At 40.9% G+C, this 16478-nt stretch carries 10 protein-coding genes and 1 pseudogene; 4 read left to right on the forward strand and 7 right to left on the reverse strand.

Translation table 11 applies throughout. The features are described 5' to 3' along the window. Positions 1–323: 323 nt before the first annotated feature. The 7 genes and pseudogenes from ADHAQ_RS0116740 to ADHAQ_RS0116770 all read right to left on the reverse strand — a co-directional run bounded on the left by ADHAQ_RS0116740 (position 324) and on the right by ADHAQ_RS0116770 (position 7961). Positions 324–1505, reverse strand: coding sequence for a Gfo/Idh/MocA family protein (locus tag ADHAQ_RS0116740; RefSeq protein WP_026463912.1), 1182 nt, complete (start codon positions 1503–1505; stop codon positions 324–326). A gap of 97 nt (positions 1506–1602) precedes the next feature. Further along, positions 1603–1890, reverse strand: a complete 288-nt coding sequence (locus ADHAQ_RS0116745) for a hypothetical protein (RefSeq protein WP_026463913.1) — start codon at positions 1888–1890, stop codon at positions 1603–1605. 127 nt (positions 1891–2017) lie between these two features. Further along, on the reverse strand, positions 2018–3445 hold the full coding sequence (locus ADHAQ_RS0116750; protein ID WP_026463914.1) for a putative oxidoreductase C-terminal domain-containing protein: 1428 nt from the start codon (positions 3443–3445) through the stop codon (positions 2018–2020). A 34-nt stretch (positions 3446–3479) separates the two neighbouring features. Beyond that, the gene (locus ADHAQ_RS0116755; RefSeq protein WP_051359989.1) at positions 3480–4805 is read right to left on the reverse strand and encodes an MFS transporter; all 1326 of its coding nucleotides are present in this window, start codon (positions 4803–4805) and stop codon (positions 3480–3482) included. After that, a complete protein-coding gene (gene uxaC / locus ADHAQ_RS0116760) occupies positions 4792–6225 on the reverse strand; it encodes a glucuronate isomerase (RefSeq protein WP_026463916.1) in 1434 nt (477 codons plus the stop codon). Before uxaC ends, ADHAQ_RS0116755 begins: the two co-directional genes overlap by 14 nt. 69 nt (positions 6226–6294) lie before the next feature. Next, positions 6295–6447: pseudogene (locus tag ADHAQ_RS28175) on the reverse strand (mannonate dehydratase); the annotation flags it as partial. Positions 6448–6524: 77 nt separating this feature from the next. Continuing rightward, on the reverse strand, positions 6525–7961 hold the full coding sequence (locus ADHAQ_RS0116770; RefSeq protein WP_026463917.1) for a Gfo/Idh/MocA family protein: 1437 nt from the start codon (positions 7959–7961) through the stop codon (positions 6525–6527). A gap of 1033 nt (positions 7962–8994) precedes the next feature. Here ADHAQ_RS0116770 and ADHAQ_RS0116780 point away from each other — a divergent pair. The 4 genes from ADHAQ_RS0116780 to ADHAQ_RS0116795 all read left to right on the forward strand — a co-directional run bounded on the left by ADHAQ_RS0116780 (position 8995) and on the right by ADHAQ_RS0116795 (position 16413). Beyond that, entirely contained in the window at positions 8995–10038 is a 1044-nt protein-coding gene (locus ADHAQ_RS0116780) for a LacI family DNA-binding transcriptional regulator (RefSeq protein WP_034257432.1), read from the forward strand. A 68-nt stretch (positions 10039–10106) separates the two neighbouring features. Further along, positions 10107–12263 (forward strand): alpha-glucuronidase family glycosyl hydrolase, encoded by a 2157-nt coding sequence (locus ADHAQ_RS0116785; protein ID WP_026463919.1) that lies wholly within the window; start codon positions 10107–10109, stop codon positions 12261–12263. Between the two features lie 109 nt (positions 12264–12372). Continuing rightward, a complete protein-coding gene (locus ADHAQ_RS0116790) occupies positions 12373–13494 on the forward strand; it encodes an endo-1,4-beta-xylanase (RefSeq protein WP_026463920.1) in 1122 nt (373 codons plus the stop codon). Positions 13495–13515: 21 nt separating this feature from the next. Next, the gene (locus tag ADHAQ_RS0116795) at positions 13516–16413 is read left to right on the forward strand and encodes a glycosyl hydrolase 115 family protein (RefSeq protein WP_051359990.1); all 2898 of its coding nucleotides are present in this window, start codon (positions 13516–13518) and stop codon (positions 16411–16413) included. Positions 16414–16478 lie beyond the last annotated feature (65 nt).

The following is a 16478-nucleotide window of genomic DNA, read 5'->3' on the forward strand; positions in this document are numbered from 1 at the left end:
GTCAGATAATCACAGGAAGCATGGAGCGTAGGTTATTGTAAGTTTATATGCTTTTGGCTATAGCAGTTTTAGCTTGTTCAGAAGTAAGAAAAGCCCGGCAATTAAATTCTACTTTGATGGTTCTGTTAATTCGTACGGCTATGGCATTCTCCCCCTGATAACTCTGGCTGGTATACTGATTCTTCGTAGTTTCTTTTTATTAACATTTATTAATTACTTTATATACTTAGTGTAAAGCCATTTCAGGAGTTTGCCGTCTAATTTTATAAAATTTATACCTGGCATTGCTGTGAAAAAGTAGCAATGCCAGGTATAAATTTTATTTAAGACTTTAATGTTAGTTTCTGGGCTTGTGCCTGAGCTTTCAAAGCAAGTTCTGTAGCCAGAAAACAGTGTTCCTGCGTCATAGCTGTTTCAGTCCGGTTTACTATATCATCTACCAGTTGCTGGCCGTAAGGCAATTCTACTTTGCTGCAGTCAACATACCGCGTTTCTTTTTGGTCAGTCAGGAAAAGGTGATTGCCGCCTTCCCGTCCCCCAATATCAATGTTTTTCCGAATTTCAATGAAACCATCCGTTCCCAAAATTGTAAGTCGTCCATCGCCCCAGGATTTTAAGCCGTCGGGCGTAAACCAGTCGACGCGTATATAACCGGTACCGCCATTGCCCCGCACCATTACATCCCCAAAATCCTCGAATTTAGGATACTGCGGATGGTTGACGTTACCAATTTGAGAGGCCACAATATCTGCTTTAGTAGTACCTGTAAAATAGAGGTATTGGTCAAACTGGTGGGAGCCGATGTCGGCAATGATACCTCCAAATAAGTTCCGGTCGAAAAACCACTCTGGGCGGGTAGGGGCGTTCATGCGGTGCGGTCCTAAACCAATGGTTTGTATCACCTTGCCAATAGCTCCGGCTTTCACGAGTTCACCGGCTTTTACGGTTGCCCGGTTTTCAAAGCGCTCGCTGTACATGATAGAATAGATGCGTTTGGTTTCTTTCTGTACCCGGCGGACTTCGGCCAGTTGGTCTAGGGTTGTAATTCCTGGCTTATCTGCCATGTAATCCTTGCCGGACAGCATTACCCTAACCCCAAGCGGTGCTCTTTCACTCGCAATTATCGAACTCAGAACAAGTTGAATGGATTTGTCATCTAATATTTCTTTTTCACTTTTAGCAAGTTTAGCTTCCGGGAAACGTTTGGCAAATGCCGCAACCAGCTCGGGTTCTTTTGCATAAAAAGAAACAAATTGCCCACCGCCCCGCTTCACTGCCTCAACCTGAGAATAAATATGACCGTGGTTGATGCCGATAACTGAAAATTTGATGCGCGGGGACGCCCACTTTGGTTTAGTTTCCAACTGATTTTCACTTAATTCTTTTATTGAGGAATTGGGTAAGGCCAGCGATTCATGGGGAAAAGCGGAAAACATTGCCATTCCGGCAGCAGTAGTAACTGATTCTTTAAGAAACTTACGCCGGTTAAACTGGGAATTTTTCATATTGTGTATAGTAAATGGTGAATAATAGTGGCAAGAAGTTGGTCTTTAATTCTTAATTATGGATGATAGAAAAGTTAGATAAATTATTAAAAGCTTTTTATTGTTTGAATTGTATCCAATTGACTAAACAAAGTGCCTCCTTAACAACTACAGCCAGTTCCATAGGCTCGTTCAGGTCATCAGGAAGAATGGTTTTGGTAAAACGGTTTTCTTCCGGGGCATCGGGAATTTCAGCAGCCAGCGAATCTGCATTTTTGCTCTCGTTTAGAATAGTATTTTGACCGTTACTATTACCTGTTGTTTTACAACTATGCATCACAAAACCTACAGAGGCATTCAGTAATATTATTACAGTAATTCTTTTTAAATGCTTTCTGATGAACATGTACCTGAATTTCTAAAAGGATCAATTTTATAATTTGATTTTTTTGCCCGTGTAGATTTTTGTACAATAGAATTGTTTAGAAACACACCCTGGATAACCCTGTGTTTCTAAACCTGGGATTACTATTTTATTTGCCTTGTTTGGCCATTTCCAAAGCTTTGGTGGTGGTATAATATTTAGCTAGCATATTGGGTACTTCCCAGGCGGGCATCTTACCATCGGCTAAAAACTGTAAATATTTTTCTGTAACCTGCCCAAAATGAGCTTCATGGCCATTATGGTATTTTTCAGGTGCTATTACACTCCAGATATTTCCAGCTTTCTTGATTTCTATTCCTGGATATTTGCTTTGAACTTTAGCTAACCCGGTTTTTAGAGTAGCTTCAAATGCGGCTAAATCGGTTCCCTTAGCTGGTTCAATATACAGGAGCGGCTTGTAATTTTGTTCTTTTCCTTGCCGAATTACCAGGTTAGCTTTGGTACCTTTCATCATAGAATAATGCGTATCTCCGGCTCCTTCGGGTGCCTGGTAATTCCAAATAACCGATACCTTGGCATTTATGCCTTTAATCTGGTAATTAATTTCACCGTTAGCATAGATACCTAATAAACTGTCTTTGCTTAGGTCTTTCTTCAGATAATCCGGGTAGGTTTTTAATTGCGTTACTTGCCGGAATTGAGTTGGTGTCAGGTTGGTTTTCCAGTGGCGGGCATTCGAAATTTTAATGTCGTTTTGGTAGTTAATGGTTTGTTCCGGAAAGCATTCCCATTGTACTAAATCAACGAGGTGGGTGGTAACATCTACTATTCCTTCTCCTTGTTGAGAAACATCAAAAAACCATGCTGGCCGCTTTAATGGTGCTCCCGATACATATTTAAAAACGTGATGCACACTTTCTTTCGTAATGGCCGGATCGGAAGAGGTACCTTTTTGCAATGTTCCAAATACTTCGGGCAGCATGGAGAACTCACGTTGTAGGATAGTGGTTATTTCATACCGTTCCGTCATGATGTCGTATAGCAACACGTTGTTTTTTTCGGCGGAGGCAAAAGCATCTTTTAGTAAATTAAAGCTTTCGGTATTAATGGCCATTGGTTTATCGGCCAAAACATGCAAGCCGGCATCAACAGAAGCTTTTATGTATTGGGTTTTCTTTTGATTATTGCCTGCCATTACTACCACGTTGCCCTTCTTCTCATTTAGCATTTTCTCCAAATAATTTTGCCCAGTATAAACTTCTTCTTTCCATTTGGTCGGATTTTCGGAACGAGTATTATAACCTTCAATTTTTTTCAGGTGCTCTTGCAGATCGTCGCCTGCCGGAGCATACACATGAACGGTCGGATCTACCTGGCTATACATGGTTTTTTGTACCAAGGCAGCATGAAAATGGCCAGGATCTAAGGTGATTAATTTTATATTACTCATGGAGGAGTCAGCTGTTCCGGTAGTAGTGGTAGCTGTGTCGGTTTCTGTTTTTTTATTTGAACAGGAAACCAGTACCGATATCATAATAGCTTTTAATAGTAATGTAGTAGATACTCTTTTAAGCATAACGAAAGAATAAAATTGCGATTAGATTAATATTTTAAAGTACTACTTGTTTCATTTTTGGAGTTAGCAGGTGCATAATAAACCAAGCCAACAAATAGGCGCTGCCACAAATGAGGAAGAGAATGTTATAACCTGCTACTAAATTGCCAATCCCTTTATAGTAATCGAGAATAAAACCTATGAAGAGCGGGAACAAGGCACCTCCAATGGAGCCGGCCATTCCCCCGATACCAATAACGGAGCTAACAGTTTTTTTAGGAAACATATCGGAGGCGGTGGTGTAAATATTCGCACTCCAGGCCTGATGGGCCGCCGCCGCTAAACTTATTAAAGCTACCGCCTGCCAAACATTGGTGGCAAAACGGGCAGCCATTATAGGTACTACACAAACAGCAAAAATGAGCATTGCCGTTTTACGAGCTTTAAAAACAGGCCATCCCTTTTGAATAAGAAAGGACGATAAATATCCCCCGCCAATACTGCCTATGGTGGTAGCCGTATAAACTACCATTAACGGTAAACTTGGCTTTTTTAAATCTAAATTAAAGGTGGTGCTAAAATAGGAGGGAAGCCAAAAAAGGAAAAAGTACCAGATAGGATCCGTTAAAAGTTTTCCAACTACAAAAGTCCAGGTTTGCCTTAATCCCAATAGCCGCAGCCATTTAATATTGGTGGCATTATTGTCTGAAGTGGCAGATTCATTGTCGCTATGAATATATTCAAATTCAGCTGGTTGCAATCGTTTCTGTTTTGACGGAACTTCATAATAAATCCACCAGAAAATTAGCCAGATAAAACCAATTGCTCCGGTGATTAAAAAAGCTTCTTGCCATCCATAAAGGCCCAAAATCCAGGGTACTAAAATTGGAGCTGCTACGGCCCCGATATTGGCTCCGGAGTTAAAGATACCGGTAGCAAAAGCCCGGTCTTTTTTAGGAAACCACTCGGCCACTCCTTTAATCGCCGCCGGAAAATTGCCAGCTTCTCCCAAACCCAACGCTGCCCGGGCCACTCCAAAGCCAAAAGAAGTTTTAGCAACCGCATGGGCCATTGCGGCAATACTCCATAAAACAATGGAAACAGCATACCCTAATTTAGTGCCGAGCTTATCTATAATTCTACCAAAAATCAGGTAGCCAAATGCATAGGAGGCCGTAAAGGCCATTACTATATTACCGTAATCCGTTTCGGTCCAGTTAAATTCTTTTTCCAGTACTGGTTTTAATAAACCAATAACCTGCCGGTCTAAATAATTAATGGTTGTGGCGAAAAACAATAAGGCACAAATAACCCAACGGTAATTACCAGCCTTTGTATTTGCCGTAGTTTTAGAAGCAACTATATTTTTAGACAGTGGCATGGATAGGTGTATTTTGGCTAATCGGGAAGTAATTTTTGGCGTTGTAATAACAAATGTCCTGCACTAATTTTCCGATCCAGGGAATATCGGCTGGTAACAGGCCCTGATTTATATCGTTGGCGAGGATGTCGCAAAGTAAGCGTCTGAAGTATTCGTGCCGGGAGAATGAGAGAAAGCTGCGGGAATCGGTTAACATGCCAATAAAACAACTGATCAGTCCAATATTGGAAAGTGTATTTATCTGATCCCGCATGCCGTCCAACTGATCCATAAACCACCAGCCGGAGCCAAATTGGACCTTTCCTTTAACTTTTTCGCTTTGGAAGTTTCCGGTCATGGCGGCAAAAACGGCGTTGTCGGATGGATTCAGGTTATATAAGATAGTTTTTGCCAACTGATCGGTTTTTTCCAGATCATCTAAAAAGGTAGTTAATCCTAATGCTTGATTGAAATCCCCGATTGAATCGAAGCCTGTATTAGGACCAAATAATTGTAGTTTGCGGCTATTATTATCACGTAAGGGCCCTAAGTGAAATTGCTGCACCCAACCTTTCTGGTGATACATCCGGCACAATTCCATTAGTATAAAACGAGTAAAGTCATCCTGGTGAGCAGTGGCCTCCTGATCATCACCCGCTAAAACTTTTACAAAAATATTGTCTAGGTTGCTGGCCTTTTTGGTTGGTAAAGGAATATAACTTAAACCATGATCAGATATACGGCAGCCAATTTCGTGGAAGTATTCCATTCTGTTTTGCAGTGCCTCCAATAAGGTGTCTATGTTTAAGATAGTAACCCCACTTGCTTCAGAAAGCTGTTGTAAATATGCCCGAAAGGCATTCCCTCCAGCTAAGTTAAAAGCTTTATCAGGTCTAAAGGAAGGAAGCACCTTTACATTAAAATCAGTGTATTTAATTTCTTTATGGTAATACAGATTATCTGCCGGATCATCTGTGGTTCCTACCATTTCGACATTGTACTTTTCCAGAAGTCTTCGGCTGGTAAATTCCGGACCTTGTAATAAAGAATTGCAATGGTGGTAAACAGCTTTCGCATTCTTTTCAGATAATAAGTCTGTAATGCCGAAAGAATTCTTAAGCTCTAGGTGGGTCCAATGATACAGCGGGTTTCGCATGGTATAAGGAACAGCTGCCGCCCATGTTAGGAACTTTTCTTCATCCGATGCGCTGCCGGTAATATATTTTTCTTCAATTCCCAATACCCGCATTGCCCGCCATTTATAATGATCGCCGGCTAGCCATAGTTGCGTTATGTTTTCGTATGCTTCATCCTCGGCAATAGATTTAGGTGGTAAATGATTATGGTAATCAATTATAGGAAGATTCTTTGCATAATCATGGTATAGCCTTTGGGCTACTTCAGTTTGTAAAAGGAAATTATCTGTTATGAAATTTTTCATGCGTATTCTAATTGATTATCAAAGCCATATTGTAAAATACCGCTCACCATATAAAGCAAACGCTTTAAATTACCAGCCTTCGGAACGGCGAATGCTTAGTTGTAAGCCTCTTAATTCAGCTAAACCACGCATCCGGCCAATACAGGAATAACCAGGATTGGTAACCTTATGAAGGTCATCCATCATTTGGTATGCATGTTCTGGCCGGAAGGGGATAGGTTTTTCTACAGCTTATTGCACGGTCAGAATCTCTTTCAATTGGTGAATGAAAATTCTGAATTTAGAAAAAGAAAATTCATTTAGCTTTTTTTAGCTACCACATAATTTGTTCCGTACGGGTACCGCTGCGGTCTCGACAATAGTTTATTGGCTTCAGTATTACCGTTAAACTGCTCTTTTTTAGGGTCCCAAAATAGTTTACCCGGCACTTTCATGGCAGCGTGGGCCAGTAAACAAGCGCTGCACGAACGGTGCGCCACCTCGGCCGGGCTAATAGTTTCCTTTTTATTCTGGATACATTCTAACCAATTACCGTGCTGTTCTGGGCTGGTATATAAATGGGTTTCTTTGGGGCCAATTTCAGAAGTTAATATTTTTGGATCGCTGGCAGTGAACGCTTTATTACCTTTGCCCCCGGAACTTGGATCGGATGCCGTTACGCCCCCTTCACTACGGGTTACAAATATCCAGCCGTTGGTTCCTTCAAACTTAATACCATTCGGGTTTTTACTATTGATAAACATGGTAACCCCATTCGCATATTTTGACTCTACCGCATAATCACCGTGTACCGACCATAAGCCTTTCTTCGGGAAATCAGCAAATTTCGCTTCAATCTCAATTGGGCCGGTTAGTTCAGTATTCATTCCCCAATGGGCAATATCGATGTGGTGAACGCCCCAACCGGTAATCATGCCGGCGCCAAATTGTTCGCATCGCAGCCAACCCGGACGGGAAGTAGCCTCTTTTTGCGAATGCACCCGTTCTTCGGTATAATATATATAAGGGGTGGAACCAAGCCACATATCATAATTAAGATTTTCCGGAACAGCCATTTCAGCTGTGCTCCCACCAGCGGGGTCTGAAGGCAAACCTACATGAACATTGATTAGTTTTCCAATGCGGCCATTCCGTACCAGTTCACAAGCCTTTTTAAATTGAGGCCACGGGTTTACGGAGCGTTGCTGGCTGCCTAATTGAAAGGTAACACCTGATTTACGAACCGCATCGCTCATGTGGCGCCCTTCTTCTATAGTAAGTGAAGTTGGCTTTTGCAAATAAATATGTTTTCCTGCCAAAGCAGCTTCAATTGCGGGCTGTGCGTGCCAGTGATCCGGAGTACTGATCATGACCGCATCAATATCCTTATTGGCCAACAGCTCTTTATAGTCATCATAGGTTTTTACATCTATGTAACCTTTGGTGTTCATCTTTTTATCATACCAACCTTCAATCAACTGTTTGCCACTTTGTAAGCGTGTTTTATCTACGTCAGCAACTGCCATGATCCGGGCAACATCATATTTAAATGTTTCAGGTAAATCATGGACACGGGCTATCCGGCCTACACCAATCTGGCCTATATTTATTTTATTACTGGGAGCATTTTTGCCAAATACCGAGGCGGGCACAATAGTAGGAAAGCCCGTTATTGCCACGGATGTAACTAAAGCACTTTTCGCAGCTGTTTTTATAAACTCCCTTCTGCTATTTAAATCATTTTCTTTTGTATTCATGGTAAGTTTATTGTGAATAGTGGATAATATATTAGTAGTAATTAGATTAAAATTTAACACCGGTTATCCGGCACGGTCAAAGACGCCCATCGGCATTGGTCACACTACCATTAGTTGTGTCCTTTATTAAAATGGTTACTCCTGCTAAAGCAGTAGTATTGTTTTCTGTAACTCGTTCAGTTACCTGACGCGACTGGGCCTGTACCTGAAAGGTTATAATTAGGATAATAAGGGAAAAGAAAAGAAGCCATTACAATCGATATAAGACCTCCTAAACAGTTTCCTTATAATATTCTGACGTTGTAAATATCAAAATAAAATTTATAAATGCAATCGGTTGCAAGAACCTAATAATTTATAATTTGAAAATTTGTATCATACTTTAGGGTTTTTTGAAATAGAGCAAGCTGAAAGGAAAGGTTTTAAAAAATATTTTAGCTTTTTCCCTAAAAATTTTTTATTTTGAATAAGACTTGCTAAAGAGTTTTTTGCATGTTCTACTTGTATTAGGGGAAAAGGTGTCTAAAACACGAGGGATATGAAGAAAGGAGAGGAAAGTATGGAGACAGTACCAGCGTATTTTTAGAAAAGGGTTATTCTATCAGTCTAATGGGTAAAGTAGGGGAAAAGCAGATAGATTGAGTTAAGTATATAGTCAACTTTCTAAATCTATAGGTAAGGTTATTTATATATAAATCAGTTTAAGTGGGCTTCCAAGTGCTTTAAAATTCCTAGGTTGAAATATGTATTTATTTTATTTAAAACTGCTGTTTTTCTATTAATAACATCATTGGTTGAAAATATCAGCCTTACTTACTTTAAAATATATAATATACGTAAAACCTGAATTCCACTAATAATAAAATAGCTTTTGAATAAAAAAGAACATTACATTTAACCGTTAATATAAATATTACTTTCTTTTTAGAGGAGGTCTTTTCTCCTCCATTTATTAAGAGTTTTAATAAAATTTTGTAAATTTTTAAATATATTGCAACCGATTACAAAATTGGTGGCAGTGCAGGCGCGTATTATGGATTTTATCAGCGATAATAAAAAAGAAATAACTATTTACGACATTGCCAGGGAGCTAAATATATCTCCGGCTACTGTTAGTCGTGGTCTAAATGATCATCCCGCTGTAAAGAGTAATACGAAAAAAAAGATAGTACAACTTGCTAAAGATTTAGGGTATCAATCGAACACATTTGCCAGCAATCTTCGGAAGAAACGCACCAATACCATTGGTCTGATTCTTCCAACCATAAACAGTAACTTTCATTCTTCCGTTATTGCCGGGGTAGAAAAAGTAGCCAATGATGCCGGATACACTTTATTGATAAGCCAATCCTTGGAGGCAGCAGGTAAAGAGGCGGCAAATGCCAAGACCATGTTTAATAGCCGGGTAGATGGTTTATTAGTATCGTTAGCCTATGAGACTAACAATATTGAACATTTTCAGCCCTTTATTAATAAAGGAATACCTCTCATTTTTTACGATCGCGTTTTTGAGCATAAAAATTGCACCAGCATTGTAATAGATAACTTTAAAGCAGGTTATGAAGTAACCCAGCACCTTATTTCGCAGGGAGCAAAAAAGCTGGTACACATTACAGGTAATTTAAACCGGAATGTTTACGCCGACCGGCTGAAAGGTTTTAAGTTGGCCCTTATGGAAAATGAAATTCCTTTTTCTAAGGATAATGTTCTCGCCATTAATATAAATAAGGAAGAAGATTTACAGGAGGCTATTACTACCATTTTAGGTATGCCGGAACGACCAGATGGAATTTTTGTGGCCAATGATACAAGTGCAGTAATCTTGATTAAAGCCTTGAAGAAGGAAAAAATCAAAGTGCCTGGAGATATCATGGTAGTCGGGTTTAATAATGATCCTATTTCCAAGGTAATAGAACCAAATTTAACTACGGTTAATTATCCAGGTTACGAGATGGGAGAAGTAGCCGCCCGAAATCTAATAAATCACTTAAATGGCGTAATGGATATAATTAGTACTAATACCATTATTCTCCGGTCTGACCTGATTATCCGGGAATCCTCTTTACGAAATTTGTAATTATTTAAATAGGTTTTTATCAGGTAATTAATTTAATAAGCTTGTTTTAAGCAGTGTAACTAAATAAAATGAAGAAGCTGAGAATTTATTTTTTAATGTGCCTAGTGCTTTTGCTGAAAGCATCAACAGCGGTTTTTGCTGATGATGGATACCGCTTGTGGCAGCGTTATGATTTGATAAAAGATACTGGTAAACTTTCTAACTACCGGCAGCTGATTACTCAGGTAATAGTGGAAGGAAATTCACCTGCTGCGGCAGTAATCAAAAAAGAACTGGGCAATGGATTGCAGGGATTATTAGGTCAAACGCCGGAAAGCATGCAGCCGGTTAAAGATAATGCGGTAGTGGTTGGAACAACTGCAACGCCATTAATTTCTGCTTTACGCCTGACAGATAGATTGAATAAAGTAGGGAAAGAAGGTTATTTGATCTTAACTACTACCGTTAATGGCAAAAAAGCTACGGTTGTGGCCGCCAACACGGACATTGGTGCACTTTATGGAGCCTTTCATTTCCTGCGGTTGCTGCAAACCAATCAGGACATAAGCAAATTAGCCATTACCAATGCTCCTAAAACCCAGTTTCGGGTTCTTAATCACTGGGACAATTTAAACCGGACGGTAGAGCGCGGATATGCCGGCTTCTCCCTCTGGGACTGGCATCGGCTACCAGATTATATTGATCAGCGGTACATTGATTATGCCCGGGCTAATGCCTCAGTAGGTATTAATGGAACAGTGCTTACCAATGTAAATGCCAATGCATTGGTATTAACTAAACCTTATTTAGAAAAAGTAGCGGCTCTGGCTGATGCTTTCCGCCCTTACGGATTAAAAGTTTACTTAACTGCCCGGTTCAGTGCCCCAATCGAAATAGGTGGTTTAAAAACTGCCGATCCGCTTGATCCGGCAGTAAGAGCCTGGTGGAAAACTAAAACTGATGAAATTTATACCCACGTTCCTGATTTTGGTGGATTTTTAGTGAAAGCCAACTCAGAGGGACAGCCTGGACCGCAAAACTATGGTCGTAATCACGCCGATGGTGCCAATATGATGGCTGATGCCGTAGGGAACCGAGGTATTGTTATTTGGCGAGCATTTGTTTACGACGATAAAGTGCCAGACGACAGGGCTAAGCAAGCGGTAAATGAATTTAAACCACTGGATGGTACTTTCCGGAAAAATGTGATGGTTCAGGTTAAAAATGGAGCCATTGATTTTCAACCACGGGAGCCGTTCCATCCGTTATTTGGTGCAATGCCTAAAACCCCTCTCATGATGGAGTTTCAAATTACGCAGGAATACCTGGGGCAGGGAACTCATTTATTTTACCAGGCACCGTTGTTTAAGGAAACTTTGGATGCAGATACCTATGCGAAAGGTGCCGGATCAACGGTAGCCAAAGTAGTGGATGGTACCTTGCATAAATACGAAATTACGGGTATGGCCGGCGTTTCTAATATTGGTAACGACCGTAACTGGACCGGCCATCATTTTGGGCAAGCTAACTGGTATGCTTTTGGCCGTTTAGCCTGGGACCATGCCTTAAGTTCAGAAGCCATTGCTGACGAATGGCTACGCATGACTTTTACTAATGATAATAACTTTTTAGCTCCGGTTAACAAAATGATGATGGACACCAGAGAAATTGTGGTGAACTATATGACCCCGCTGGGTTTGCACCACATTATGGGCTGGAGCCACCACTACGGGCCAGGACCGTGGATAAAAGATAAACAACGGGCCGACTGGACATCTGTTTATTATCATAAGGCTGATGAAAAAGGAGTTGGATTTGATCGCACCGCATCCGGTAGTAATGCTTTAGGTCAATATTTTCCGCCGGTTCAAAAGAAGTTTGGTAATGTAAAAACCTGCCCGGAAGAGTTTTTATTGTGGTTTCATCATTTGCCATGGGATTACAAAACCAAATCAGGTCGTCCGCTTTGGGATGAAATTGTTTACCGGTACTACAAAGGAGCTGAAGACGTAAAAGGAATGCAACAGACCTGGAATACCCAACAAAGCCACGTAGATGAGGAACGTTTCCAACATGTAAAAACTTTCCTGAGCATTCAGGAAAAAGAGGCTCGCTGGTGGCGGGATGCTTGTGTACTTTATTTCCAGACATTCTCCAAAAGACCTATTCCAGCCAATTTGCCAAAGCCAGAACAAACGCTGGAATACTACATGAACCTAGATCCAAAGTTTGTGCCGGGTATTTAATTATTTGCTTATAAGTACAGATTGGTTAATATTGTAAAAGATACAATATTAACTTTAGTCTAGCATTTAATTTAAAACTTAATTTAATTTCCACCCCAACCAATTACTTATGAATACTTCAAAGTTTGTAGCCGCCGCTGGTTTGGTAATCGCCAGTTTCGGATTTGTACAAAAAGATGTTCCTGCTTTAAAAAATGTTTTTAAAAACAGTTTTATGGTAGGTGCCGCTATTAATGGTCGTCATACCGCCGGCCGTGATGAGAAAGGAATAGCCTTAGTAAAGCAACATTTTAATACCATTTCGCCGGAAAACGATTTAAAATTTGGACCTATTCACCCAAAGGAAAGTGAATACAACTGGAAACCGGCTGATGCATTTGTAGAATTTGGTAATAAAAATAAGTTGTTTACCATTGGTCATACCCTGGTTTGGCATTCTCAGGCGCCTGACTGGTTATTTGTGGATGCCGCAGGTAAACAGGTTTCCAAAGAAGTTTTATTAAAAAGAATGGAAGACCATATAAATACGGTAGTGGGCCGTTATAAAGGTCGGATACAAGGTTGGGACGTAGTAAATGAGGCCGTAAATGACCAAGGCGGTACTTTCCGGGAAACAAAATGGCTGGAAATATTAGGTGAAGATGTTTTTGCTAAAGCATTTGAAATGGCCCATAAAGCCGATCCGAAAGCTGAATTATATTATAATGATTACAGCTTGTATAAGAAGGATAAGCGGGAGGGAGTGATAAGGTTAGTTAAAGGAGTACAGGCTAAAGGTATTAAAGTGCATGCTATTGGTATGCAGGGACACTACGGTCTAAATACCCCTAAACTGGAGGAAGTAGAAGCCAGTATTATTGCATTCTCTAAATTGGGTGTTAAGGTAAACTTTACCGAGTTAGATATTGATGTGTTGCCAAACCCAAGCCGCCGGGAAGGTGCTGATATTGCGCAGAATTTTGATTTCGAGGAAAAGTATAACGTATATAAAAACGGCTTGCCAGATTCAGTAGAACAAAAACTGACCAAACGTTATGCTGATTTATTTGCTTTGTTCCACAAACACCGCGATAAAATTGACCGCATTACTTTCTGGGGTGTAACCGATGCGAATTCCTGGTTAAACAACTGGCCAATGCGCGGACGTACCAGTTATCCAATGTTGTTCGACCGCAATTACCAACCAAAACCTGCGTTTAATGCAGTAGTTAATGTTGTAAAAAAGAAATAGCGTATTTTCTCTCAGTTTAGCATGGGGTTATTTGCCAAAACTAATTTAAATTATTTTACCCGGCTGCTTACGGTATTGCTGCTTGCATCAGGATTAATTCTGGCTTCTTTTTCTGAAGCCAGGGCAATAACCGGTGAGAGATATGTATCGGGAAAAAAAGCAGCCGGAAGTTTTACCTTGGCCTCTGCCGGAAAACCAGCACCTTTATTTGTCAGTTCGCAGGATTTTCCCGGTGTGATACGGGTGGCAAAAACTTTGCAGTCGGATATTAAAAGTGTAACCAGTAATGAACCTAAACTGGTAACAGATAAAGTGCCTGCTGCCAAAGAAGTCATTTTGATAGGTACTATAGGTAAAAACCCGGTAATTGATAAACTGGTAAAGGAGAAAAAATTAAATGTAACAGAAATTGCCGGTAAATGGGAAACCTTCCTGTTACAGGTAGTAGAAAAGCCAATGCCGGGAGTAGATAGAGCCCTGGTAATTGCTGGTAGCGATAAACGAGGTACTATTTATGGTATGTTTGATTTGTCAGCCCAAATTGGCGTATCGCCCTGGTATTACTGGGCCGATGTACCCGTTAAACCACAAGCCAATTTATTTGTATTGCCAGGCCAGCATACCCAAGGTGAGCCAAAAGTAAAATACCGGGGCATTTTCATAAACGACGAAGCTCCTGCTTTAACTGGTTGGTCTAAAGAGAAGTTTGGTGGTTTTAATGCGCAATTTTACGAAAAAGTATTTGAATTGATTTTGCGCATGAAAGGCAATTACCTCTGGCCAGCCATGTGGGGCAGTGCCTTTTACGACGATGATAAGGAAAATGCGGTTTTAGCAGATGAGTATGGCGTAGTAATTGGAACCACCCACCACGAACCTTTAATGCGTGCGCACGATGAATGGCGGCGCTATGGCAAAGGTGCCTGGAATTACCAAACCAATAAGAAACCACTACAAGCGTTTTGGCGGCAAGGTATCCAACGAATGGGAGAGAAGGAAAGCATTATCTCATTAGGGATGCGGGGTGATGGCGATGAACCCATGTCGAGGGAAAGTAACATTGCGCTGCTAGAGCGAATTGTTTCTGATCAGCGCAAAATAATAGAAGATGTTACCGGAAAACCCGCGTCGGCTACTCCACAACTTTGGGCTTTATACAAAGAGGTGCAGGAATATTACGACAAAGGTATGCGGGTACCAGATGATGTTACCTTATTACTTTGCGACGATAATTGGGGAAATATCCGCAAACTGCCCAAAATAGGTGAACCCAAAAGACCGGGCGGTTATGGTATTTATTATCATTACGATTATGTAGGAGGTCCCAGAAATTATAAATGGCTTAATACCAATCCTATCCCGCGTATTTGGGAGCAAATGAACCTGGCTTACCAGCATGGAGTAGACCGCATCTGGATTGTAAATGTAGGGGATATTAAACCAGTTGAATTCCCAATTGAGTTTTTTCTAGATTTTGCCTGGAATCCTGATAAAATTACCGCCAATCAATTAGGGGACTACACCCGTGCCTGGGCTGCCAATCAGTTTGGACCAGCAAATGCGACCGCCATAGCCGATATTCTGGCGAAATATGCCAAATACAATAGCCGTCGAAAACCAGAAATGTTAGCGGCCAACACCTATAGTCTGGTTAATTTTAGGGAAGCCGAAAAAATTGTAACCGAATATAACCGGTTAGCCGAACGGGCCGAGAAAATTTACCAGACTTTGCCGGAAAATCAGAAGGATGCTTATTATCAACTGGTGTTATATCCGGTTAAAGCCAGTGCTAACTTAAATGAATTATGGGTTACGGTGGGCAAGAACCGGCTTTATGCTAAACAAGGCCGCGCTAGTACCAATGATTTGGCTGTCCGGGCTAATGCTCTTTTTGCTAAAGATCAGGAGCTGGCTTTTTTCTACAACAAAAAAATGGCCAACGGCAAATGGAACCACATGATGGACCAAACCCACATTAGTTATACTAGTTGGCAACAGCCAGAAAAAGATGAGGTTCCTAAGGTTGAAAATCTCCGCCTGTATGCTGCTAATATGGGTATGGCCATTGAGGGTTCAGAAGCCTGGTGGCCAGCAGAAAAAACAAAACCAACACTACCAGAATTAACACCATTTAGTCAGAAAAATTATTTCATTGACATATTTAACCGGGGGCAAAATGCTTTTGATTTTACCGTGAAACCGGGAGCATCCTGGCTGCAGTTATCTTCTAAGGGAGGTAGAGTAGAAAGGGACCATCGGGTATTAGTTAGTGTAGATTGGGCAAAAGCTCCAACAGGGAAACAGCAGGTTCCCATTATTATCACTGGGCCAGATGATGTGCAGGTGGTGGTACAAGCTACTATTAACAAACCTGCCAATTTAAAACCCGAGGCAGTAATGGGTTTTGTAGAAAGCAACGGGTATATTTCGATGGAGGCTGTGCACTTTACCAAAGCCGTAAATACCGAGGAAGTAAAATGGAAGCGGATTCCGGATTTAGGACGCACCCTCTCGGCTATGACGGTTTTGCCAGTAACAGCGCCTGCCCAAAAGCCTGGAGGTAACGGTCCGGCCCTGGAATACCGCATAAATACTTTTTCGGAAGGACCCATAAAAGTACATGCTTATTTTGCCCCAACCTTAAATCACAATATTGATGGGCTGCGTTATGCTGTTTCCATAGATGAGGAGGAGCCCCAGATAGTTAACCTGCATACCGATATGACTAACCAAACTTGGGAACAATGGGTAGGTAATAATATTATGATCCATGCAACCAAGCACCAATTAGCTAAGCCCGGTGCGCATGTTGTTAAGTTTTGGATGGTTGACCCGGGTGTGGTGCTTCAAAAATTAGTGGTAGAGACAACTGGTGTGCCGCCAAGTTATCTGGGACCGCCCGAGAGTTTTTTTAGGTAAAAACTAAAGTTTAAAAGATAAAACGGTCATTTTATAAACTGACCCTTAGGAATATTTAAACAATG

This window comes from Adhaeribacter aquaticus DSM 16391, from assembly GCF_000473365.1.
GTDB classification, from domain to species: domain Bacteria; phylum Bacteroidota; class Bacteroidia; order Cytophagales; family Hymenobacteraceae; genus Adhaeribacter; species Adhaeribacter aquaticus.

Excerpts from the sequence above, each read along its gene's own strand:
- ADHAQ_RS0116740 (WP_026463912.1), bottom strand. The coding sequence starts at position 1,505 with ATGAAAAATTCCCAGTTTAACCGGCGTAAGTTTCTTAAAGAATCAGTT.
- ADHAQ_RS0116790 (WP_026463920.1), top strand. The coding sequence starts at position 12,373 with ATGAATACTTCAAAGTTTGTAGCCGCCGCTGGTTTGGTAATCGCCAGT.
- ADHAQ_RS0116755 (WP_051359989.1), bottom strand. The coding sequence starts at position 4,805 with ATGCCACTGTCTAAAAATATAGTTGCTTCTAAAACTACGGCAAATACA.
- ADHAQ_RS0116785 (WP_026463919.1), top strand. The coding sequence starts at position 10,107 with ATGAAGAAGCTGAGAATTTATTTTTTAATGTGCCTAGTGCTTTTGCTG.
- ADHAQ_RS0116795 (WP_051359990.1), top strand. The coding sequence starts at position 13,516 with ATGGGGTTATTTGCCAAAACTAATTTAAATTATTTTACCCGGCTGCTT.
- ADHAQ_RS0116770 (WP_026463917.1), bottom strand. The coding sequence starts at position 7,961 with ATGAATACAAAAGAAAATGATTTAAATAGCAGAAGGGAGTTTATAAAA.
- uxaC (WP_026463916.1), bottom strand. The coding sequence starts at position 6,225 with ATGAAAAATTTCATAACAGATAATTTCCTTTTACAAACTGAAGTAGCC.
- ADHAQ_RS0116780 (WP_034257432.1), top strand. The coding sequence starts at position 8,995 with ATGGATTTTATCAGCGATAATAAAAAAGAAATAACTATTTACGACATT.
- ADHAQ_RS0116750 (WP_026463914.1), bottom strand. The coding sequence starts at position 3,445 with ATGCTTAAAAGAGTATCTACTACATTACTATTAAAAGCTATTATGATA.
- ADHAQ_RS0116745 (WP_026463913.1), bottom strand. The coding sequence starts at position 1,890 with ATGTTCATCAGAAAGCATTTAAAAAGAATTACTGTAATAATATTACTG.